Consider the following 21,990-nt stretch of genomic DNA (forward strand, 5'->3'; position numbering starts at 1 on the left):
CAACTACCTCGTCAACTCCGGATACGGTTCCGTGTGAACGAGTCCCGCTCTAGCCGCCTTTCGGGATCGATTTCGTCGCTTCCAAGAGGATAGGCCATGCCCGACAACAAGCTTTTCTGAGACGGCGATCAAGGAGCTCCTGCTTTACCAAATTGCCCCTTTCGGACAGCTTGCTTGTTGGAGGCGCCCATGCCCGAACCCGCTTCCAACAAGCAAGCTCAATTCGCAAGCGCCCCGAAACCATCGCCGCGGCCCTTGCCTTCACCTGCCTTATAATCGGCCTAGGCTATGCCGCCTTCGGCCTGTGGACCTCGCTGATCTTCTCATCCGGGTTTCTGGGCGGCTTCCTGCTCTGGCTCACGGTCGGCGGCACCGTGAACTACCGATCGATCCGCGCGCCCTACTGGCTGACGCTGGCGCTGTTCGCGGTGCACGGGTCGATGAAAAGGTCAGCGGCTTCTTCGCAGCGCTTTCCGGCATCACGGGCGTCCAAACGCCCGCCATCGCCTCATGGCCAGTTGTCGGTCTGATCCTGACATCGGTCGGCGCCTGGCTGCTGGTCCTGCCTCTAGTGAAGCGGGGCTACGCGTTGGGCGACTATCTCGCGTGGACCTTCTTCGCCGCCATGGGGATCACCGAACTGTTCCACTTCGTGTTCCCGTTCCTCGATGGCGGCGGCTTCAGCTACTTCCCGGGGATGGCGAGCGCCGCGGTGCTCGCCGCCGCGGCCTGGTGGGGGATGGCGCGGCTGGTTCGGCCGGGGCGCCGGCCCACCAGCGGTGGAGCCGCTTCACCCTGGCCTGCGCGAGGGCGGAGCCCTTAGTTCTCAAGCGGGGTTCAACATCGTCGCGGCGGTTGGGGCGCTGCGGCGTTCCCTCGTGCTACGCTTCGCTCATGCTTCATTTGCTTATCGACACCTGTGTCTGGCTCGACCTGGCCAAGGATCACCGGCAGCAGGCGACCTTGGCCTGCCTGGAGGCGCTCATGGAACAGGGCCAGGTCGCCCTCATCCTGCCGGAGACGGTTGTCGAGGAGTTCGGACGCAACAAGGAGCGGGTCATCCGCGAGAGCGGCCAGAGCCTTTCGAGCCTCTTCCGTCGGGTGAAGGACACCGTGGAACGGTTCGGCGAAGAAGGCACCAGGATGGACGTCGTGCGTCGGCTCGACGAGATCGATCACCGGGTCGCGACGCTGGGCGAGGCCGCCGTCGGCGCCGTCAATCGCATCGAAGCATTGTTTGCCGCCAGTACGCCGATCCCGGCCGGCGAGGGCGTCAAGGTGCGGGTCGCGGATCGAGCGATCCGGGGACAGGCGCCTTTTCATCGCCAGAAAAACTCGGCCAACGATGCCATTCTGATTGAGCACTATCGAGACGCGATCGACGAGCTTGTGCTTCCGGATCGGGCCGCGTTCGTGACGCACAATATCAAGGACTTCAGCGAGCCGTCGGGCGACAGCCGACGTCCCCATCCGGATCTCGCGGACCTGTTCGGCGAGGATTCCGTCTATTCGATCAGCCTCAGCGAAATGCTCGGCGCGTTCGCTCCGGAGCTGCTGGAAGAGGTGCGCTTCGAGACTGAGTGGTCGTTAGACTATCGCAGACTGTCGGAGATCATCGAGGCGATGGACGATCTCACCGACAAGGTCTGGTACAATCGGCACTGGGGCCTTCGTAACCAGGTCGCAAGCGGCGAGATCAGTGTCGTCGAAGACAGGGACTATCCGGTCGGTCGCTACCCGCAGGACCTCATGTCACGCCAGACTTGGGAGGGCGCCCTCGCCGCGGCCAAGAAGGTCGAAGCGCGCCGACCTAATGACCTAGGCCCCTGGACTGACTTCGAATGGGGCATGATCAACGGCAAGCTGAGCGCCTTGCGATGGATGTTGGGCGATGACTGGGACATGCTCGATACCTGATCTGTAGGCAGTGGCTCGCGTTTCACGCCCGTCGGGCGATTCCGCCATGCCGCGACACTCCGCCGGTCGCCAAAGCCTTCAGCGCCATTCATGGTGCCGACACGCTTCACTGACCGAGTCCCTGACGTGATCCAAACCCACCCCGCCTGTTCCCGCCGCGCCTTGCTGATCGCCCTTCCCGCCATCGCCATCGCCGGCCCGGTCCTCGCCGCACCCGACAAGCGCCTCACCGCCTACAAAACCCCCTGGTGCGGCTGCTGCGGCGGCTGGATCGCGCACATGCGCCAGGCCGGCTGGAGCGTCGAGGTCGTCGAGCGCGAGGACTTGGCGCCGATCCGGGCCCAGCATGGAATTCCGGACCGGCTGGCCTCCTGCCACACGGCGGTCGTCGGCGCCTACGCCATCGAGGGTCATGTGCCGGCCAGCGACGTCGATCGGCTGCTCCGGGAACGCCCGGCCGCCAAGGCGTTGAGCGCGCCCGGAATGCCGGCTGGCTCCCCGGGCATGGAGGCCGCGGGACGCGAACCCTATACGACCGTGCTGATCCTCAACGACGGCTCAACCCGGGTGTTCGGCCGGCACAACGGCGCCTGACGCCCTTGGCGTGGCCGGCGTCGCCGCCTGATCCCCGACCGTCCGCGTGGAGGGGAAGGATTGAGCCAGGTCTGGACGGGGCGGTCGAACCCGTAGCGGAACACGGCGGCGCCGACGAAGGCGCCGACGAAGCCGACGGTCCACAGCGCCCAGCGGGCGCTGGACGACAGGGCGTCATGACCCAGGGCGTCGAGCAGGCCGAACCAGACGATGCGGCTGACCTCGTTGGTCGGGAACATCGAGAACGACATCAGGGCCAGATGTTCGATCAGGCGCGACGGCCTGAGCACCGGAACGGAGCCGGGTCTCGGCCTGCAAGGTGATCGAGGTGCTGCACGATCATGATCTGTGCGCGGCGGAGGATCACCGGGCGTCCATCTGGCCGGCGAGGACCTCGACCAGGTCCCGGAAGTCCGGGGTATCGTGCAGGAAGACGGTCACGACCTCACGCGGCCTCCAGCGCCTGGCTGAGAAGCCGCTCGGCGCGCACGGATCCGAAATCCCGCGCCGCCTTGAACAGGCGCGCGGGATTCATGCGCCGGGCGCGATCCAGGGCGCGCGGTAGGACCTCGGCGCGGGTCTCCGCGAGCCGGTCGAGGTTCTGCAACAGATCGACGAGGAGGACCTCCTCGGTCAGCTTGGCCGGGACCGAAGACTTCTTGCGGAAGTCATAGACGCGACCACCCAGATCGAAGCGGCCGTGGCGTTTGAGATTATAGACCACCGGCTCGTTGTAGAGCTGGGTCGTGCCCACCCCGAGGCCATTGAAGGCGTTGGGCGAGACCATCAGGAAGCGGTCGTCCTTGAGAAAGCTCTCGACGAGTTTCTCCGGCTTGGCCGGGGCTTTTCCGAACCGCGTCTTTCGCGGCGCCAGATAGAGACCGCCCGAGACCTTCTCGAGACGTCCCTCCTCCACGAGCTGGCGCAGATGCCGATCCACGGCATTGGACCATTTCTCGAAATCCTGGCGACGGTAGACCTGACCGGGCCGCAGTCGCCTTTTCACGTCGTTGAGCGCGGACATCATCAAATTCCTTCGCGACCGACGTAGGAAGCGATCCGGCATCATGCAACGATTTTGATTTAAATTCCATGCAAATTGAACGGACCCGACTTCAACGGCGACATCGGCCGTCAAAGCCCTTCGGATACCAGAACCGACGCGGTAACGTCATGGAACTCGGCTAGGCGCATCCCTCCCGCAACAAGCGTCGAAGGAAATCCCATGGTCCGCATCATCGGTCGACTGATCGCCGTCCTCGTTACTGGCTCGCTTCTGATCCCGACCTCGGCCCTGGCCTGGGGGGCGCGGGACACCGGCTGATCGGCGGCCTCGCCTATGCGGAGCTAACGCCGCGGGGCCGGGCCTTCGTGGACCGGCTGATCGCCACGGCGGACCAACAGGAGGGCGCCGGCGTCTGCCCGGTCGCCTCCCTCGCCGACGCCTCGGTCTGGGCGGATTGCGTCCGCGGCGGCGGTCTCGCCAGCTTCGGCTATATGCGCGCGCTCCACTATGTGAACACGCCGATCCATGAGGCCGCGCCGACTGGACTGTTCTGTGCCGACGGGAACTGCGTGACCGGCGCCATCCGCAAGGCCGAGGCCGTTCTCGCCAACCCGGCCGCCTCGGACCTGACTCGCCTGCTGGCGCTCAAGCAGCTCGCCCATTTCGTCGAGGACGTGCACCAGCCGCTCCATGTCGGCGAGAACAGCGACAAGGGCGGCAACGACGTCCAGATCACGACCTTCCCGGGCGGACGTGCCCGCAATCTGCATTCACTGTGGGACGGCGACCTGGTCGCTGCAGCGGTCGGACCGAACCGGGAGCGGATCGCTGAGGTGCGGGACCTGATGCGCGCCCATGCCGCCGCCTGGCGGGGACAATCGATCGAACACTGGGCCCTGGAGAGCTTCCAGATCAGCAAGACCTACGCCTATCCGGACCTCGCCTCCCCGCCGACCGCCAACCAGGGCGCGGCGAACGGAGGCCAGATCAGTCCGGCCTATGTCGAGGGCGCCGAACCCATCGTCCGCGAACAACTCGCCAAAGCCGCCGTTCGGTTGGCCGAAGCCATCAACCGCGCGGCATCCCAGGCGTAGCGGCGGCGGACGGCGAGCGCTCAGGCGCCCGGCGCTCGCTCCACAGGTCGAGATCGGCTTCACGACCGATCAGGGCCAGGCCCGAGGCGATGGATTCGAACTCGCCGCCGGTCTCGATCTTCGCCGGGTCAAAGCGGCGATGGAAGATGTTCCGCACCGCCGGAACGAAGGAGGTGCCCCCGGTCAGGAAGATGCGGTCGATCTGCTCCGGCCGTAGCCCGGCCTGATCGATCGCCTGGTCGACCGCGCCCTCAATGGCGGCCAGTTCCGGCGCGATCCACGCCTCGAACTCCGACCGCGCGACCGGCCGTTCGATCCGGACCGAGCCGGCGACGAAGGAGAAGTCCGCGGTCTCGTCGCGCGACAGATCCAGCTTCAGCCGGGAGACCGCCTGATAGAGGGCGTAGCCGTGGTTGTCGTCGAGCACCTCGACGAGCCGGTTGATCTTGTCCGGCTCCAGGGCGCTCCTGGCCAGGGCGCGGATGTCGCGCATGTCCCGGGACGCCCGCAGTAGAGCCAGCTGATCCCAGCGCGCGAAGGCGGCGTAGTAGCGCTGGGGGATGGGCAGGACCTTGTCGAAGGTCCGATAGTCCCCGCCCTTGCCCAGTTCCGGAGACACCACCTGATCGATGATCCGGTAGTCGAAGGCGTCGCCCGCCACGCCGACGCCTGACCGGGCCAGCGGCGTGGAGCGAAGGCCTTGGGGCGTCGGCTCGAAGCGGACGATGGAGAAGTCGCTGGTGCCGCCGCCGAAATCGGCGACCAGGACGACAGCCGCACTGGTCAGTTTGCGGGCGAAGAAGAAGGCGGCGCCGACCGGCTCATAGGCATAGCGGATGTCGCTGAAGCCCAGCCGGGCGAAGGCGGTCTCGTATCGCTCGAGCGCGAGCGCGGCGTCGGGCGCGCCGCCGGCGAAGGTGACCGGCCGGCCGACGATGACCCGCGGGGGCATGGCCTGCATGCCGGGACCGGCGTGGTGGCGAAGCCCCAGCAGGAAGGCCGACAGCAGATCCTCGAACCGGTAGCGCCGGTTGTCGATCACCGTTTCCGTAAAGGCCGCGCTGGCGGCGAACGTCTTGAACGACTGGATGAACCGGGTGTCGAGCGGGTCCTCGACATAGGCGTCGATCGCCCACGGCCCCGCCGCGACCACGCGCTCCGGCGGCTGGCCGCCGACTCCGGGATGCAGCTGGAAGCTCAGCGTGGAGCGGAAGGCGGTGAGGTCGCCGCCGGGCGCGGCGAGACGCAGGACGGATACCTCGCCGTCCGGTCCCGTCACGGCGACCACGGTGTTGGTCGTGCCGAAGTCGATGCCGATCGTGGCGGCGGGATTGGAGGTCATGGGAGGAGTCCGCTTCGCGTGGGGCGGGGCTTCTAGCCGAGAATCCCGGTGAATGCCTCTTCATTGTGCGGCGGTTCTGGAAGCGCACCTAGAACCGAAGGCCGTTCTCGCCTGAGACTGAGCCGCCTCCCCCGACCGAACTGAGCACGCGCTTAGAGCCCAAAGGCCTGCGATGCGCCAAATGCGGAAGTTGGCGGCCCTGCATGAAACAGACCTCGAAAGGACCGAAGATCCGAAGGCTTTGGAAGTTGCATAACTTACTCATATTGCCTAATTTGCCCATGGAGAATCAACATGAGCGCCGCAAACCCGTCTCGGACTGACCGCACCGCGTTGGCAAAAGCGATCGAGAGTAAGGTCGAGAGGATGCCTATGGCCGATCTCTTGGCGCTCGCTTCGACCCTCAATGTGCGCGTTCCCGTCGCCAGGCAAACCAAGCGGCGGAGCGAGCCCGCCAAGGCTGAGCGCCGCGCGGTGCCAGAGGAACGTGTCCTACGCGGCGGCGGCGTCGGGCCCGTGGTGTCAGCGGCCGAGGGCGGCCGGCTTCTCGACGCAATCGCGGTTGATGTCGCGTCGAAGGATTGGATCGAAAGCGACGTCCTTGGTGCCGGCGCTCTGGTGGCTTGGCTGAGCATTTCACGCGGCACACTCGACAACTGGCGCAAGGCCCGAAAGGTTCTCGCGCTGCGGAAGGGGCTCCGGAACTTCGTCTATCCGACACGTCAGTTTTACCGGTCGCGGCCGCTGGAGGGACTCGATCTCGTCGCGGAGCATTTCGCCACCCCAGAGGACGCCTGGGAGTGGTTGGTGGCGCCAAATCGGATGACGGGTGGGAAGCCGCCGATCGAGGCCTTGCGCGATGGCGAAGCGCCAGCGATCGCGCGAGCGGCGGCCGGCGCCTATGACTACGCGTGAAGATCCCCGAGGCGAAACTTCGCGAGCGGCTCTACGCCGCCCGACTGGATGATTGGGTGCGTATCCTTCCCAGTCGGCATCGCGCGAGCCCGGTCGGCGCCGGCTTTGGCTCTAGCCGCTTCTCGAGCCCGTCGGACGCTTTCAAGGTGCTGTACGCGGGGGACAACTTCGCCACCGCCTTCGCCGAGGCGGTGGTCCGCGACCGCTTTGAGGGCAAGTCCCGGCGCTTCCTTTACAGGCCGCACCTCGACCAGCACTGTGTGGCCGCCATCGGTTCGAGCCGGGAACTCGTGATGCTCGACCTCAGAGGCCCGGCCGCATATGAGCTCGGCGTGGATACGGACGTCAGCCGCGCCCGCGACCACACCGCGGGACAGGCCCTGTCCGAAGCGGTGCATGCAGCCATGCCCGACGTGGACGCGATCCTGTTCGATTCCCGACTGACCAGCGGCACCTGCGTGGCAATCTATGAGCGCGCCTTGCCGACGCTGTCGGCCAACCCACCGATCGGTCTGTTGCAGGGCGCCCTGCTACCCGCGGAGCTCACCCGGCTTGAGATCACCGTCCGTCGCCAGCGCGGGTACGCGCCATGACGGTACCTTCGCCCGAGCCGGTGGCCGAGGTCGCCCCGCTGCAAATCCTGTCGCCGAAGCGCAACAAGCGCCTGCAGACCGGGTGGGAAGGTTTCTTCCCCTACTATGCGGGCTATCCAGAACTCTTCGCGCGCGAACTGCTGCAGAGCGCGAACCTGCCGCGCCACGCGGTCGTCCTCGACCCTTGGAATGGCAGCGGCACGACCACCTATACCGCCAGCACTTTGGGGCTGAGCTCGATCGGCATCGACCTCAACCCGGTGATGATCGTGGTGGCGCGGGCGCGCCTCTTGCCCCCGAGCGAGGCCGACCACCTACGGCCCCTGGCGGCGACGATCCTCTCCCACGCGCGCGCCCAGCCTCCCACTCTGGCGCCGGACGATCCGCTGCTGGGGTGGTTCGACCTCGCCACCGCCAGCTTCATCCGAGGCATCGAGCAGAACATCCGCCGTAGCCTGGTCGGCAGCATGACCAAGTCGCCGGACGGGGTTCACCTCGACCGCATCTCCGGCACCGCCGCGACCCTCTATGTCGCCCTCTTCGCGGCCTGTCGCCGGCTTGTCGCGCCGTTCAAGTCGTCGAACCCCACCTGGCTTAGGGTCCCGAAGGCAGCGGAAGCCCGCATCACCGCCTCGCCAGCGGCGGTCGCGCGCCTCTTCGGCGGCAATGTCCGCGGCATGGCCGACGCGCTGGGCGCGAAGCGGGACGCCGACCAGCTCGTCGACGACCTGCCGCGGCTCGGCGACTGCCGAATCAACCTGTCGAATACGACCACGATGGAGCTCGCGCCAGCGAGCGTGGATTTCGTGCTGACCTCCCCGCCTTACTGCACGCGGATCGACTACACCGCAGCGACCCGGATCGAACTCGCGGTGCTGGGCCCGTTGCTCAGCAGCAGCGCCCGGGCGCTCGGCCGCCAGATGATCGGCTCGACCTTGGCGCCCCAGGCGCCGATAGACGTCGATGAAGCTTGGGGCGCGACCTGCCTTCAGTTCCTCGGCGCACTGCAGGCGCATCCCTCGAAGGCGTCGCGCGGCTATTACTACCGGACCCACCTCGACTATTTCGACAAGATGTCTCGCTCGATGGCGCACCTCTCGCAGGCGTTGAAGCCGGGCGGGCGGGCGGTGCTGGTCGTCCAAGATTCCTACTACAAGGACATCCACAATGATTTGCCGAAGATGATCGAGGAAATCGGCGTCCACCATGGTCTGGAGCTGACGCAGACGAGCGCCTTCCACCTCAAATCCATGTCCGACATCAACCCCGGTCGCCGGTCCTACACGCGACCGTCGGGCGCCACCGAATCGGTGCTCTGCTTCTCGAAATAGCGGTCGCCGCGCCGCGCCTCGAACCGCCCGGCGCACCTGAAGGCGTGGCGCTGCATGCCGCTAGACCACGCGGACAAGCATGGTATTGCGTGGAAGAGCGTGGAAGCCTATATTGAAATCATGTCTCGCCCGCTTTCCATCTCCGACCAGCTTGCGCGCAACGCGAAGCGCCAGCAGGACGCCTACGCGGCCCTGACCAAGGCGCTGGCGACCAGCGACCCTGCCGGCCGGGAGCGGGCCCAGGCGAAAATCGCCGAACTCACGGCGGACTATCAGCGCCTATCCGACGCCCTGCGCTTCAGCGAGCTGGAGGCGCGCGAGATCGCCACGCCGCGCGCACGCAAGCCCGGGAAGCCCTTGCGCGAACTGGCGCTCGACGCCTTGGACGACCTGGGCGCGCCCGCGTCGCCGGCATTGATCGCCGACTTTACCGACGCCTTAACCGGCACGCGCCCTTCGCCATCTCGGTTCGCCAGCCTGCGCCGAGACGAGGAGAATGCGGCGCGCCGCAATCCCGCCGCTCGGCCCGCCTGGGTCGTGCCCGCCATCAGCGCTCAGCAGTTAACGGCCATTCCGCGCCTGCTGACGAGTTCGACCTGGGACTTGGAGCGGCGCATCATCGGCTCGCGCAGCATCCGCGCGGACAGCCTGCGGATCGCCATCAGCCTGACTGGACGCCTCGCCCACCTGCGCGAGGCCGGCGCCGGCGAGGCCAAGAACATCGAGCGGCTGCTGTTCCCGTTCGCCCGGTCGATCCCCGGGGCGATCGAGCACGCCCAGCCTATGGAGCCGGACCGCATCATCGAGGCCGCGCGCGGTGAGCTGAGCTTGATCGAAGATGCCGACCTCGAAGAACGGCGGGCGGCGGCGGCGAAGCTGTCATCCAGCGGCCTGCACGTGAAGCTCTGGGGCCGCCCGGTGCTCCTCGACACGACCGTCGCGGAGCGCGCGATCAGATGACGCCGGCCAATGCCCGCCTTTCCCGTCTCCGGGGCGGCCTCGACGCGGTCGAGGTCGGCGCGCGCGGCATTGAGAGCGTGGCCCGCAACGCCGGCTGCACGCGCCTGCGCGCGATCATCGTGGCCGGGCTGACGCCGAGCGCAGTGATCAAGATCGTCTTCCAGGGCGACGCCGACGCCATGTCGCCGTTCGCCATGGTCGTCAGCCAGAACTATGAGCGGCGCCTGCTGGGAAGCAGCGGCGCGTCCTTGCTCACCGCTTACCGCGAGAAGGGGATCTTGGCCCAGGGCGAGGTAAAAATCGCCGATGTCACCCAAGTCGCCGACGGCGATTCCCCGGCGGCCCGGGCGCGGCGAGTTCTTGAGACCCGGCGGTTGCTCGATCTGAAGCTGAGCGGCGACGCCCGGGCGCCGAACCTCATCTTGAACCCGCGCCTGCCTCTGGAGCTCGTCGGCGTCACCCACGCGGTCGAGCTCGCCTATCTAGTCGCCAGCGACGCCGACCCCTTCTACCGGGTGGGAGTGATCAAGTCGTACGCCGACCGGGGCGGCAAGACCGACACCACGGACATCCGCGCCGCCTGCCGGGAGGCGGCGGTTGGCACGCTCTGCCTGCAACAGCACATCGCCAGCCGCGGGGGCGACGCGGCCCTGGCCGGCGACCGGATCGATATGGTACTGCGCGCGCCCGGGTCGTTCCAGCCGCGCCTGTTCCCAGCGATGCGGGCGCAGTCCGAACTTGCGTCCCTAGTGCGGGCGCTTTCCACCGCGCCGGCCGACCTAGACGAGATCGAACGGATCCTGCCGGTGGGGGCGACCCTCGCCGACGCGGGGATGATCGAGCGGCTGCCCAACAACTATCGCTCGGCCTGCAAGGAACACTGCGCCTTGTGGGAGCGCTGCCGCGCCCAAGCGCTCGCCGCCGGCCAGCCGATCATCCTGGGCGATCTCGCCGCGGAGCAACTGGCGGCCGCAGGCTCCATCTCGCGCGCGATCGATCTGCTCGATGGGCGCGGCCGGCCGCCGGCCAACGAAGCCGAGGCCACGCTGTCCGCCGATCTGCGGGCTGCGGCGCAGCTGCTCGATCGGATCGCCAATGGCTGACCTCATCCACGTCGCGGCCCGGCTGCGGGCCCTGCAGAACGGTCGCGCCGTGCCGATCGTCTCGCAGCGGCAGGTGGTGATCCAGCCGCACGCCCGCATCCTGACCCTGCTGTCGATGGCCGGAGAGGACACCTCGGTCCACGCCGCCGCGTTCGGCGGCTTCGGCGAGCCGGCGCAGATCCATGTCATCGCCGACCCCCGGAGCCGCGACGACCAGTACGCCCTGCTGCGCTGGCTGCTGCCGTTCTTCGAGACCTACTACGCCCAATGCCGCGCGGACGGGACGTTCCCGCAGATTTGGGTGTCGTCGGCCGGCGCGCTCGGCCACCTCGATACCCTGGCAGACCGCCTGCGGTTCACCGACGAGCCCGACATCCAGCGCCTCGGCGAGCTCTGGACCTATGCCGGCGAGCGCTCCCCCATCGCCGGCCAGCAGGCCTTAATGAGCGCCAGCGGCGCGCTGCGGCTGCACTACGCCACCGGTCAACAGGAGGCCGAGGACGAACACCTCGCCGCCCTGTTGACGTGGATCGAGCCACCCTCGGGCCGGGACATCTTCGCCGCCGTCGCGGCGGCGGAGGGCCTGCCCATGAGCGTGAAGACCGATCCCCGCTTCGACCGCAACCAGCTGCAGCCGGCCGTCTCCGACTTCCACGGCGCGGCGACGCCGGAGGCGGCCGTGCGCCACCACGGCCGGATTCAGCAGATGCTTGAAGGCGTCATCCGGCCGATCTACACGGCCACACAGCGGGCCATCGCCCTGCTCAGCGCGCCGCGCTGGCAGGCAAACCCAATTCTCGATGAACTCGCCGACCAGGAGGCGCGTGAATTCGCGCGGTTCATGCTGGCGCGCGACGACGGCCATCGGTTGCCCTATCGGGACTCCGCCAAGGCCGGCGCCATCAAGATCGCTGCGCGGGAGCGGGCGGTGAACAACGTCGAGGCCGGCATGCTGCGCTATGATCACGCCGCGCGGGAGAAGGGGGTGAGCACGGGCACGGTGCTGCGCGCCCAGCTTGCCGACGTCATTGTGACCCATCCGAGATCGCGGGTGTACGAGTATGATCTCGTGCTTACCAGCCACCAGGACGGCCTGCACCTTCGCCTTGGCGATGTGCTCTGCACTCTGGATGGTGCCGCGCTATCCCTGCGGATCGACGAGATCGAGCGGCGCGGGCCCTTTACGTGGGTCACGGGTCGCGTCGCGCCGGGCAAAAGCCCCGGCAAAAACGCCGCCAAACGCCTGTCGCGGGGCGAGGTCTTGGATTTCGGACCCGGCGCGCCGAACTGGCACGATCTGGGCAATGTCTTGGCGCAGATGAGCACCCGGATGGCGAGCACGCCTTGGACGCACGGCGAGGCGCCGCCCCCGCCTGCGCGCGCGCCGCAAGCCGCGCCCGGCAACCTTCGCGCCGCGGTGGAGGGGTTGATATGAGTGAGGCCTTCGATCCCGCCCAGGCGGCGGACACGGCGCTTGATCGTGTGCTGCGCAGCCAGTGGGATGGCGAACTGGCGGTCGTCTTGCGCTCGCCGCCGGGTGCCGGCAAGACCGGCGTCGCCCAGCGGGTCGCCCTGCAGAGCGCGCTGCTGTTGAGCCAGCGCTGCATGGTGGTCACTCAGACCAATGAGCAGGCCTTCGACCTGACGCGCCGTCTGCTGAGCAACGCCCGGGGTCTGCCGATTCACATGTTCGCGAAGAACGACCTGAACCTGCCGGGCGACCTTGTCGGGGCCGGCAACTTGGTGATCGTCAACAAGCTGGAAGATCTGCCCTCCGAGGCCTCGATCACAATCGGCAACGCCGCCAAATGGTCGTGGATTCGCACGGGCGAGACCTGCTTCGACGTCCAGATCGTCGACGAGGCTTTCCAGCTTCCCGACTACAAGTTCCACCAGATATCCAACCTGGCCCCCCACCATGTGCTTATCGGCGACCCCGGTCAGATCGACCCGTTCGTCAATTGCGAGATCGAGCGGTGGCGTTGCGACCTGGCCGGACCCCAAGTGTCCTGCCCCGCTGCGCTCGTCCAGCGCCACCCCGGTGTGCTGCAGTTGAGCCTGCCGGTCTCGCGGCGGCTAAATGCCGACACCGTGCAGCTGATCCAGCCGGCCTTCTATCCGGACATGCCCTTCTCGGCGATGAGCCGCGATCGGTCGATCCAATTCCCGGTGGCGGGAGTGATGCCGTTCGATGCGGCGCTGGACGCCGTGGCCCAGGGGGCGTCCATCGTTCATGTCGAGCTGCCGCCACAGATCACCGGCGAAGCCGACGCGGAGCTGGCGCAGGAACTGGTCGCGTCGATCGAACGCCTGCTGCTGCGTCGTGCGCGGATGAGCGACGACGGCCACATCTCAGAGGTGCGGCCCGAGGACATCGGCGTGGTCTGCGCTCATGTCAGCCAGGTCAACGCCGTGCGCGAGCGCTTGGGCCCGTCCCTGTCCCGCGTATTCGTCGAGACGGCCAACCGGTTCCAAGGCATCGAGCGCCCCTTCATGTTCGTGCATCACCCCTTGTCGGGTCGGGCGGACGCCACGGCCTTCCACTTGGACGCCGGACGCCTGTGCGTCATGCTCTCGCGCCATCGCATCGGCTGCTGGATTTTTGGCCGCCAGGGCGTCACGGACCAGCTGACGCGCTTTGCGCCGGCCGGCAATCGCGCGCTTGGGATTGACGATGATCCGGAGTATCGCGGCTGGCGCGCCCACTTGACGCTGATGGCGTCCCTAGCGCGCGCCGGCCGTGTCTTCCCCGCCGTCCACGGCTTGGCTGCGTCTCACGCCGCGTGAGCCGCATGCCTTCCGGGCGGAATAGTTCGGACGCTAGATCAGCGTTTCCGAGAGACGCACCCGCCCGGCTTCGCTGCCCGCGGACCGGGCTTCTAGTACTTTTCGAGGCTGTCTGTCGCCTTGATCTCCTCGCCGTGCGGGAGTGGTGCCGCTCGCCTGAAAGCAGACTCCCCGATTGGCGCTTCGAGTCAGGAGCGGCTGTCAGCAAACCGCCGGCTGCGCCGCGAGGGCGCATCCAACAACACGCCCGGCAGGTCGTGCACCGCCATCCGGGTCGCCTGCACCTCCAGCTTGCGCAACGCTGATCGCGGCCCGACCCGCAGCCGCGCCGTGTCGGGGTGCTCATCAAGCAGTTCCTGCAGCATCATCCGGCTGGTGCTGTTGAGCCAGCGGCTCAGTTCCGGGCTCGGCCGCCTCCCCCGCCCGACCGCCGACCCGAGGATGAACTGCGACAACTTCTCCTGCTGCGCCCGCAGATGGCCGCGCATCAGCTTGGACCGGGTGATGTAGCCGGCGTTCACCCCGGGCAGCGAGTGGTTCATCAACAGGTGCATATCCACCTCCGAGACCTCGGCGGGCTGGCCGATCGTCCGGTAGGTCTGGCGCAGATCGTTGCCGTAGTGGCTGAGAGCCTCCCGCTTTTCCTTGTGCTCAGTCATGTGGCCGCAGGCCGCGTCGCTGGGGAACAGCCATTCCCGGCCGCTTTCCGGATAGATGACCGGCCCCAGGCGCCGCAGGCGGAAGATGGATTCCAGCATCGCGCGCGACAGCGGGACGTCGAAGGCCTTGTCGGCGCCGCCCTTGGGCAGGCGGATGTGCATGATGCGGTTGCGCAGATCGAGGTCCTCGACGCGCACGTTCTTCAGCGCCTCGGGCCGGGAGCCGGACAACAGGGTCAGCAACTGGAACTCCCGACGGACCGGATTGGGGATCAAGGCGGCCTGTTCGAACCAGGCCGGCAGGTCAGCGACCCCCATGGCGGTGTTCTTGCGCCGGTCCGGGTTCCAGTCGACCCCTACAGCGGGGTTCTCGGCGGGAAGCTGGCGGCAGGTCTTGCGGGCGTGGTTGTAGACGGCGCGGAAACTGCGCACGGCGCCGTTGGCGATGGCCGGTCCGTGGTTCTTGGTGAGGTAGTCGTGCCGGTCGGCCAGCAGCCGCGGTTTGTCCCCGATCTCTGACAGCGGCTGGTCGAGCCAGTCCGCGAACAGCCGTTCCATATGGTCGGTGTAGTTGCGGAAGGTGCCGCTCGCCCGACCTTTTCGCTCCAGATGGGAGGCGCGGAACCGGGTCCAGGCCTCACGCAGCGTCGGCACGCCGGCGTCCTCAAGCACCGGGATCGGCTTCTCGCGCGGCGGCCGGGGATCTTCGCCGCCGGCGATGCGGGCCAGCAGCCCCTTGGCCTTGATGCGGGCTTCCCGAGCGGTCCCGTCGCCGACATCGGCGACCTTCATGCGGATGGTCGTGCGCGCCTTTCCGACGCGCAGGTCGGCCTGGATCATGAAGCTCTTGGTGCGGCTTCCGATGAGCACGAAGAAGCCCGCCGTCTCCGTGTCGCGCACCCGGTACTGGCCCTCGCGGGCATAGGCGAGATTCAGGATGTTGCGGTCGGTGAGGTGGAGTTTTGGATCGCTCATTTGCTGACTTTTGGGTGGGTTAGAACGGCGCTTTTGGGGCTGTTTAGAACGGTATTAGAACGGTGAAATTCGCCCCTGGAGTCATCTCGGGGCGCCTTCGCCGGACTGCGAAACCGTGCGAGATAACCGAATATTTGTCAACATGATCAATTGCTTGCATCGCGCTCTTGGCGGCGATCGGCGGCAATCGGAAAGTGGGAAATCAGGAGCTGTTAATCAGCGGGTCGTAGGTTCGAATCCTACCCGCGGAGCCACTCTCGGGAGTTTATCCCCTATAATACAGCAACTTGCTTCTACTTTTGTAGGGCGGACCCCACCGTAGACCCCACCCGGGCACGCCAGCTTCTTTCACCTTAAAGCGAGATTGATCGCTGCTGAAAATTTGGTGGATCGTTCTAAGAACATAGCTAATCGGATAGCTTGGTGTCCGCTTCCCGGCGCGATCTCCCTGACCGCTTCCGACCCCGAACCGACCTCGGCGAAGTCTGCTTCCGGCGCGCTGCTCTAATGTGCGGTATCCGGCAGGATGCAAATGACGGGACCCGACCCGTTGCGGACCTTCCGGTTGCATGTAACCGTGCGGCGAACGGGGACGCTACCATGAGCGCATTTGAGTTTGCTTTTACCGTGTTCGGACTGGTGCTGGGCTTGGCAGACCGGTGACAAGGGGCAATCAGGTGCCGTATCTTCAGCGATGGTTGTTTGGCGTCCTAACGTTCTCACTCATGACTGCAGCAGCCGCTTCTGCGACTGCGGAACCGCATATTCCCGACCCTGTCGTTACCGAGATCGAGGAAGTCCTGGTTACCGCGCAAAGGCGGCCCGAACACATCCAGGATGTTCCGCTGTCGATCATTGCGGTCTCGGCACAGACAATCGAAGCGCGCGGTGCGCACGACATCACCGGGCTGGAGCGCCTGGTGCCCAGCCTCCGCCTGGATACGAATTCGCAATCCGCAGGCCTGTCCCTGCGAATCCGTGGTTTTGGAGCGTTTTCCAATGCGGCGATCGATCCGAGCGTCGCGCCTTACATGGACGGCGTCTTCGTGCCTCGCCCGGGTGCGCTGCTCGCAAGATTTCTCGACGTCCAGAGTGTGGAGGTGTTGCGCGGGCCGCAGGGCACCCTGTTCGGGCGCAATGCAACGGCCGGCGCTCTTTCTATTCGAACCCATGATCCATCGGTGGACAGGGCAACCGGCAGCCTGTCGGTCCGACGTAGTTCATTCGAGGGCCAGGAGGTCCAAGGCGTCTACAACCTGCCCCTGTCTGAGACCTTCGCCCTGCGCTTCGCGGCCATCGGGGCATCAGATGGCGGCTTCGTTCAAAACCGGCTCGACGGTCAGACCTATGGCGGGTCTTCGACCATAGCCGGGCGCGTTTCGGCGAAATGGCTCCTCTCCAACGACCTGACCTGGATCCTGCGCGCCGACCATGCCGAGTTGACCGGAGACGGTGTCGTAGCGAGCGTTGTGGACGTTTCGACAGCCTCGCCCGGCCAACTCGCCAGCTACACGGCTCGTCTTGGCGGCAACACGCCCGTCCTGACCTTTCCGCCGACAACGACGCTAAACCAGCTGATCAAAAAATCGCGCCTGTCTGACAGGCAGAACGGCATCACCAGCGACCTCACCTGGCAGCCTGGCGGCGGTTATACCTTCCGTCTGATCGCCTCAGCGCGTGATTGGGCCAATGCGCAAAGCGATGGCGACGTCGTGTTCACCCCAAAGGACCTGCTCACGCGAGACTCGACGTTCGATAGCAGCAGCCAGAGCGTAGAGCTGCAGGTTATCTCACCCGAAGGCGCCCTGCTTGACGGACGGCTCGATTTCGTGGCCGGCCTCTATTTCTTCAAGGAAGACTACCGGATCAGTGAAGACCTAAACCTAGGATCGGAGTTCTGTGGCTTTGTTGTCGCGGTCGCCGCGCCGCCTCTTGTCGGACCCTGCAACGCCCGGCCGCGGATCAACGCAGCCACCAACGTCTTCGAGCAGGCCACCACCAGCAGGGCAGCCTATCTCCAGGCCACGTTCGCCGTCTCTCCAACGCTCGATCTCACTATTGGCGCGAGGCAGACAGAGGATGAAAAGTCGGGCCGCTTTGACCAGGCAATCATCAACCCGGCCGCCGTCATTATGCGGGCCCCCGAAAACGCCAATCTCGCCTTCTCAGACAGCCAGCCATCCTGGCGCGCAAACCTCAGCTGGCGCGCCGGCGCGAGGGTCATGGCCTTCGTCGGCTACTCGACCGGCTACAAGTCTGGCGGGCTGAACTCCGCCGGCGGCGCTGCTGCGCTGGGCGCGCGCCGGGTCTTCAATTCGGAAATGGCTCAAGACTGGTCGACGGGGATCAAGTCGCTCCTGTTCAACCGCCGTCTCCTGATGAATGTCACAGCTTTCAGAACGGAGCTGGATGACTTTCAGGAACGATCATTTGACGGCGTCAGTTTCGTTATCCGAAACTCCGGGTCAATCCGCGCCCAGGGGGTTGAACTCGAGGGTCAGGCACGCCCAACGTCGAGTATCGGCCTCGATTTTGGGCTTGCCTATCTGGACTCGACTTTTACGGACAACCGCCTCGCGCCCGGATTGCCCGCTTGCACCGGTGCGCCGGGATCCTGCCCCCTGACACAGGACCTCACCGGGCGGACGCCAGCGTTTGCTCCGAAATGGCAAGTCAACTTTGGCATTCAATATACGTCAAATCCTTTCATGAACGGGTTTTCTGCGCAAATCCGGGCTGACGCAAACTACAGTTCACGTATTCACTCTACCAATGATCTCAATCCGCAAGGTTTTGTTGATGAGTTTGCGACGGTCGGCGGTCGAATGACGATCGTAAGTCCGGACGAACGTTGGAATATCTCGCTCTACGGCCACAACTTGACAGATGAGCGGTACTTCCGGGCGAAGTTTCCCCAAGTGCTGGACATGGTGTTTGGCGTGCGTGTTCCTGCCACGGGCCATACCCTCATGCGAGGTTATGTCGGCACGCCCCGAACGGTCGGCTTGAGGCTTGCAATGAATTTCTAGGGGCGCCGTCCTGTTCGACAAGGGGCGGCTGTCTCGCCGTCGAACAGGACTAAGGCATGGAAGCGTCCGGCTTCGCCTGTGGGGGCGTCGTCGGAATGGTCAAGCGGACGGCGGTGCCTTGCTCAGTGCGTTTCACCAACAGGCGACCACCGAGGCGGCTCGCCCGACTGGCCATGTTACGCAAGCCGTTTCCAGTGCGGCTGTCGGAGATGCCGACGCCATCGTCTGCGAGTGATATTTCAATCCCTTCGTCGCACTCGCGCGCAGTCACTTCAAGGCACCCCGCTTGCGCATGCTTTATGGCGTTCGTAACTGCTTCCTGGACGATCCTCAGAATATCGAGGACCTGCGAGGATCCCAGCCAGGGCATGTGGGGAAGGCGATCAACCTTCCAGCGAAGGGTGATGCCGGCAGCACGCAACTGAGGCCCGGCCCGTTCGCGCCACGCGGCAAGTGCGAGGGTGAGATTACCACCATAGTCTTCCAGTGATCCGATGATCAGTCGCATATCCACAAGCGCGGATCGGGCATGTTTGGCAATCTCGGCGCCGCGCGGCGGGACTTCGCCAGCCAGCGCCAGCATCGACGCCAGATCGCCTCCCACGCCATCGTGCAGGTCCCGCATCAGGCGCACCCGCTCTGCGGAAATGGCCTCTGCTTCTCGCCTCGCGCGCAACTCCTCGTAGGATTCCGTAAGCATTTTCTCGGCGTAGGCGACCTGCCCCCGAAGCGTCTTGGCCGTATCGTCGAGTTGAGCCATTGCGCGCAGGAAGCGCAGGGTCATCAATGCGCAGATCATGACAAGCAGTCCGCTCATTGCCGAGCGTGACAGGAAGATCATGTTCCCGCCCACGGCCATCGCAGACAACCCGTCGTGGATTAGGAACAGTGTCCAGAAGGCCATGCCGATCAGGATCAACAGTGCTTCCAGATTCCCGCGGCGGGCTACTCGCCACAGAAACCACTGGCCGAGCAACGAATAACTCAGGACCATCGCCACCCCCCCCTGGATGACCAAGTTCGGCATGAAGACCGACGGATTGGCCAGGAACAAAAACCAAAGCACCGCCGGCGGGGCGGCAAACCAGAGGTGGACGCGTTTGGTTGGCAGTCCAGCCACTGCCCGCATGAACATCAATCCGGCGGCGGCTTCCCAGAGCGCCAGCATACCCCATATCGAATAGGGCCCGCCTCCGAGCCCGAAGTCGGGTATCAGCACCGACCCCACCAGGGCGCCCAGCAGAAGAAACAACGACAGCCAGCCAAATTCAGCCTGATGGCGGCGCACCGCCCAGATGAGGCCGAAGACCATCGCCAGCGCTGTTGCGCCACCGACGACAAGGGTTGGCAGGACGCTGGATGTGAACCAGCGGGCCTGGTACCTGAGGTTGAGAGCGGCTCGAGGGCCGGAAAGTACCGGACTTATCGCGATTGGTCGGCCCGGCGGAGCAATAAGGGTGATTGTGAACCGGTTTGTGCCGGGTCGTAAAACGTCGGGCCCGAGCGGAACGAACGCAGGAACATTGGTAAAACGCAGATTTCGCATGATATATTGTTCAGCAACCAAAACTGGGTGGCCGTTCGCTTCAACCGACATCGATCCAGTCACTGCGGGTATTAAAAGCGCCGCGCCGAGCGCTTCTTCCGGGCTGAAAACGGCCTCGAACTGACATCGAATGCCGTCCGAGCCCCTCCGTTGACTCGGAGAATAGGCCAAGGGCAGCCGGACGGTGGCCACGATTCCGGCCTCAGGCCCATTTCGGTCTGCGCACATCATGCTTCCGACTTCCGACGCGAGGTGCGCATGCCGCTGGTGCATCAAATTCATGGCGAGGCTGATCACCAGCAGCCCTGCCACCAGGAAGGCAAGAACGCCGACCAAGCGCCCCCGCTCACCCAACAAGGATCTTTGTCCTAGAATGTGATCAAGCCTTGCTGGATCGCCTCGTACACAGCTTCGCCTCGCGTCCCGACTTGAAGCTTGCGGTAGATCGCCTTGATGTGAGTTGGCACCGTGTTCGGAGACATTTCAAGCAGAGAGGCGATCTCATTGTAGGACAGTCCCTTGGCGATCCCCCACAGGATTTCGAGTTCGCGAGGGGTCAGATGAGGAACCTCAACAGCCGGCTTCATCGGAGCAACCAGAACCGATCCGATCTCACCGGCCCGCCTCAGAATAAAACGGGCGATAGACGGAGAAATGGGGGAGCCGCCTTCCATGACCTCAATGGCGGCCTTGTGAATATCCTCGGGCAGCGCGTCCTTGAGCAAATAGCCGGAAGCGCCCGCTGCGATGGCGGCGACTATCGTGGCCTCGTCGCCCAATATCGTAATGACCAATATCTCCACCTGAGGAGATTTTTCCCGAACCTCTGCCAAGAGACCGATCGCGATTCCGTCAGGCAGTTTGAGGTCGGAAACGATCAGGTCGGGTGTCTGGCTGGCGATAGCCGCGCGCGCCGTGGCGAGATCAGGAGCCTGAACGACCTTGAAGATTCCATGTTCAGACAAGGCAGCGGCCAGGCGGGCCCGGATGGGCGCGTCGTCTTCGATCAACAAAACCGTTTGCGGTGCCGTGGTCACCTCAGCGCCATTCTGCAACTTCATTCGGCAATATTAGCTCCGCTTGTTGAAAGGTTAATATCCCATGAACGGGGCATCCGGCGCTGATGCAGCAGACATCTGTGGACAGCCCCCGATCTGTAAGGGGTGCGTCCATTCCCGACGCAGGCCGCCTGCGTCGCGGGTGGCGGCGATCAGCGCCCAAACGTAACGCCCGGCAGCAAACTGGTGGCCTTGTACCATGTGCCTGCCGGTACCGCGCCCGGGATCCGCTTTCCGGCGAGTAGATCAGGTCACCCGCCTCCCTTGAATTGGGTACCCGATACCTAGGATTACTAACTTTTTATTAACATTTACAAATACTGCCCTCAGGGGAGGGAGCGTTTAGAGCGTTCCATCCCCACGGTTTCGCCCACGGCGAGATCCCATGGAGGGGAGGCGGCATGTCAGGTTCGGGAAGCTATTTGCGCCGCCATACGAGTGCACCGGGCGCTGCCGTACTGGGCATTCTGGCCGGCGCCTCCGTCTGGGTTGCGAGCCCTGCCGACGCCCAGGTCATTATCGAGGCGACGGGCCATGTGCCCGAGTCGTGCACCCTGACGGCACCGGGACCATTTACCCTTGGCGACCTGTCGGACACCGCGTCCCGGGCACTGGTCGTCAATGTGAACTGCAATACGCCCTGGACCTACTCCCTGGTTTCCGCAAACGGGGCCCTGGTCGCCGAAACCCCGCCGGCGCAAGTCTCAGGCGTATTCACTACCAGCCTGCCTTATGTGGTTCAGACCAGTTTCGCGACCGACGGAGCGCCATTCGGTGATTCAGGCCTGAACAGCGCCGCGCTGACGGCCTCAAATGCTGCGACCTGCGTCGCCTATGCCTCCGCCAGCTGTCCATTCGCCGATTCTGGTGCCGCCGTCTCGATCGACAAGAGCGGCAGCCTGAGCGTTTCGTGGACGACACCGATCAATCCGCTGGTGGCGGGGACCTATACCGACACCCTGACGCTCACCGTTCTGGTGATCTGAGGGGTGGAGGTTGCAAATCCCCGGATGTCCGGGGTTCGGCGGGCGTATCTCCGTTGGAGTAACAACAAAGGCGGAAGGCCATTGGCCCCTCGCCC

At 65.3% G+C, this 21,990-nt stretch carries 20 protein-coding genes; 14 read left to right on the plus strand and 6 right to left on the minus strand.

The genetic code is table 11. The annotated features are described in order from the left end of the window. Nucleotides 1-152 precede the first annotated feature (152 nt). From ACTIEW_RS13200 to ACTIEW_RS13215, 4 genes are all read left to right on the plus strand, one after another. A complete protein-coding gene (locus ACTIEW_RS13200) occupies nucleotides 153-530 on the plus strand; it encodes a hypothetical protein (protein WP_439478364.1) in 378 nt (125 codons plus the stop codon). A 59-nt stretch (nucleotides 531-589) separates the two neighbouring features. Then, the gene (locus tag ACTIEW_RS13205; RefSeq protein ID WP_439478365.1) at nucleotides 590-823 is read left to right on the plus strand and encodes a hypothetical protein; all 234 of its coding nucleotides are present in this window, start codon (nucleotides 590-592) and stop codon (nucleotides 821-823) included. A gap of 80 nt (nucleotides 824-903) precedes the next feature. Beyond that, entirely contained in the window at nucleotides 904-1,917 is a 1,014-nt protein-coding gene (locus tag ACTIEW_RS13210) for a PIN domain-containing protein (protein WP_439478366.1), read from the plus strand. A 126-nt stretch (nucleotides 1,918-2,043) separates the two neighbouring features. Then, a complete protein-coding gene (locus ACTIEW_RS13215; protein WP_439478367.1) occupies nucleotides 2,044-2,511 on the plus strand; it encodes a DUF411 domain-containing protein in 468 nt (155 codons plus the stop codon). Here ACTIEW_RS13215 and ACTIEW_RS13220 read toward each other — a convergent pair. Beyond that, the gene (locus ACTIEW_RS13220; protein WP_439478368.1) at nucleotides 2,445-2,801 is read right to left on the minus strand and encodes a hypothetical protein; all 357 of its coding nucleotides are present in this window, start codon (nucleotides 2,799-2,801) and stop codon (nucleotides 2,445-2,447) included. The two genes, ACTIEW_RS13215 and ACTIEW_RS13220, sit on opposite strands and share 67 nt — an antisense overlap. Before the next feature lie 155 nt (nucleotides 2,802-2,956). Continuing rightward, complete coding sequence (locus tag ACTIEW_RS13225; RefSeq protein ID WP_439478369.1) at nucleotides 2,957-3,535, minus strand: hypothetical protein; 579 nt, start codon at nucleotides 3,533-3,535, stop codon at nucleotides 2,957-2,959. A gap of 299 nt (nucleotides 3,536-3,834) precedes the next feature. Between ACTIEW_RS13225 and ACTIEW_RS13230 the strand changes: the two genes are divergently transcribed. Continuing rightward, nucleotides 3,835-4,611 carry a S1/P1 nuclease gene (locus tag ACTIEW_RS13230; protein ID WP_439478431.1) on the plus strand — a complete coding sequence of 259 codons (777 nt, stop codon included), beginning with the start codon at nucleotides 3,835-3,837 and terminating at the stop codon, nucleotides 4,609-4,611. On the opposite strand, the gene ACTIEW_RS13235 is transcribed toward ACTIEW_RS13230, so the two are convergent. Next, on the minus strand, nucleotides 4,586-5,953 hold the full coding sequence (locus tag ACTIEW_RS13235) for an Hsp70 family protein (protein WP_439478370.1): 1,368 nt from the start codon (nucleotides 5,951-5,953) through the stop codon (nucleotides 4,586-4,588). The two genes, ACTIEW_RS13230 and ACTIEW_RS13235, sit on opposite strands and share 26 nt — an antisense overlap. Before the next feature lie 372 nt (nucleotides 5,954-6,325). On the opposite strand from ACTIEW_RS13235, the gene ACTIEW_RS13240 reads away from it, so the two are divergent. The 7 genes from ACTIEW_RS13240 to ACTIEW_RS13270 all read left to right on the plus strand — a co-directional run bounded on the left by ACTIEW_RS13240 (nucleotide 6,326) and on the right by ACTIEW_RS13270 (nucleotide 13,642). After that, entirely contained in the window at nucleotides 6,326-6,868 is a 543-nt protein-coding gene (locus ACTIEW_RS13240; RefSeq protein WP_439478371.1) for an antitoxin Xre/MbcA/ParS-like domain-containing protein, read from the plus strand. Continuing rightward, nucleotides 6,865-7,461, plus strand: coding sequence for an RES family NAD+ phosphorylase (locus tag ACTIEW_RS13245; protein ID WP_439478372.1), 597 nt, complete (start codon nucleotides 6,865-6,867; stop codon nucleotides 7,459-7,461). Before ACTIEW_RS13240 ends, ACTIEW_RS13245 begins: the two co-directional genes overlap by 4 nt. Next, entirely contained in the window at nucleotides 7,458-8,792 is a 1,335-nt protein-coding gene (locus ACTIEW_RS13250) for a DNA methyltransferase (RefSeq protein ID WP_439478373.1), read from the plus strand. The genes ACTIEW_RS13245 and ACTIEW_RS13250 overlap by 4 nt, the downstream gene beginning before the upstream one ends. A gap of 99 nt (nucleotides 8,793-8,891) precedes the next feature. Beyond that, a complete protein-coding gene (locus ACTIEW_RS13255; protein ID WP_439478374.1) occupies nucleotides 8,892-9,752 on the plus strand; it encodes a hypothetical protein in 861 nt (286 codons plus the stop codon). Further along, on the plus strand, nucleotides 9,749-10,855 hold the full coding sequence (locus tag ACTIEW_RS13260) for a hypothetical protein (protein ID WP_439478375.1): 1,107 nt from the start codon (nucleotides 9,749-9,751) through the stop codon (nucleotides 10,853-10,855). Before ACTIEW_RS13255 ends, ACTIEW_RS13260 begins: the two co-directional genes overlap by 4 nt. Beyond that, the gene (locus ACTIEW_RS13265) at nucleotides 10,848-12,290 is read left to right on the plus strand and encodes a hypothetical protein (protein WP_439478376.1); all 1,443 of its coding nucleotides are present in this window, start codon (nucleotides 10,848-10,850) and stop codon (nucleotides 12,288-12,290) included. The genes ACTIEW_RS13260 and ACTIEW_RS13265 overlap by 8 nt, the downstream gene beginning before the upstream one ends. Continuing rightward, entirely contained in the window at nucleotides 12,287-13,642 is a 1,356-nt protein-coding gene (locus tag ACTIEW_RS13270; RefSeq protein ID WP_439478377.1) for an AAA domain-containing protein, read from the plus strand. The genes ACTIEW_RS13265 and ACTIEW_RS13270 overlap by 4 nt, the downstream gene beginning before the upstream one ends. 188 nt (nucleotides 13,643-13,830) lie before the next feature. On the opposite strand, the gene ACTIEW_RS13275 is transcribed toward ACTIEW_RS13270, so the two are convergent. Then, complete coding sequence (locus ACTIEW_RS13275) at nucleotides 13,831-15,276, minus strand: integrase arm-type DNA-binding domain-containing protein (RefSeq protein ID WP_439478378.1); 1,446 nt, start codon at nucleotides 15,274-15,276, stop codon at nucleotides 13,831-13,833. 725 nt (nucleotides 15,277-16,001) lie between these two features. Here ACTIEW_RS13275 and ACTIEW_RS13280 point away from each other — a divergent pair. Then, entirely contained in the window at nucleotides 16,002-18,305 is a 2,304-nt protein-coding gene (locus tag ACTIEW_RS13280; protein ID WP_439478379.1) for a TonB-dependent receptor, read from the plus strand. A gap of 49 nt (nucleotides 18,306-18,354) precedes the next feature. On the opposite strand, the gene ACTIEW_RS13285 is transcribed toward ACTIEW_RS13280, so the two are convergent. Next, nucleotides 18,355-20,187 carry an ATP-binding protein gene (locus ACTIEW_RS13285; RefSeq protein ID WP_439478380.1) on the minus strand — a complete coding sequence of 611 codons (1,833 nt, stop codon included), beginning with the start codon at nucleotides 20,185-20,187 and terminating at the stop codon, nucleotides 18,355-18,357. Nucleotides 20,188-20,219: 32 nt separating this feature from the next. After that, the gene (locus tag ACTIEW_RS13290) at nucleotides 20,220-20,912 is read right to left on the minus strand and encodes a response regulator (protein WP_439478381.1); all 693 of its coding nucleotides are present in this window, start codon (nucleotides 20,910-20,912) and stop codon (nucleotides 20,220-20,222) included. A gap of 398 nt (nucleotides 20,913-21,310) precedes the next feature. Between ACTIEW_RS13290 and ACTIEW_RS13295 the strand changes: the two genes are divergently transcribed. Continuing rightward, the gene (locus tag ACTIEW_RS13295) at nucleotides 21,311-21,895 is read left to right on the plus strand and encodes a hypothetical protein (RefSeq protein WP_439478382.1); all 585 of its coding nucleotides are present in this window, start codon (nucleotides 21,311-21,313) and stop codon (nucleotides 21,893-21,895) included. Nucleotides 21,896-21,990: the final 95 nt, after the last annotated feature.

Source organism: Brevundimonas sp., assembly GCF_051860745.1.
GTDB lineage: Bacteria > Pseudomonadota > Alphaproteobacteria > Caulobacterales > Caulobacteraceae > Brevundimonas.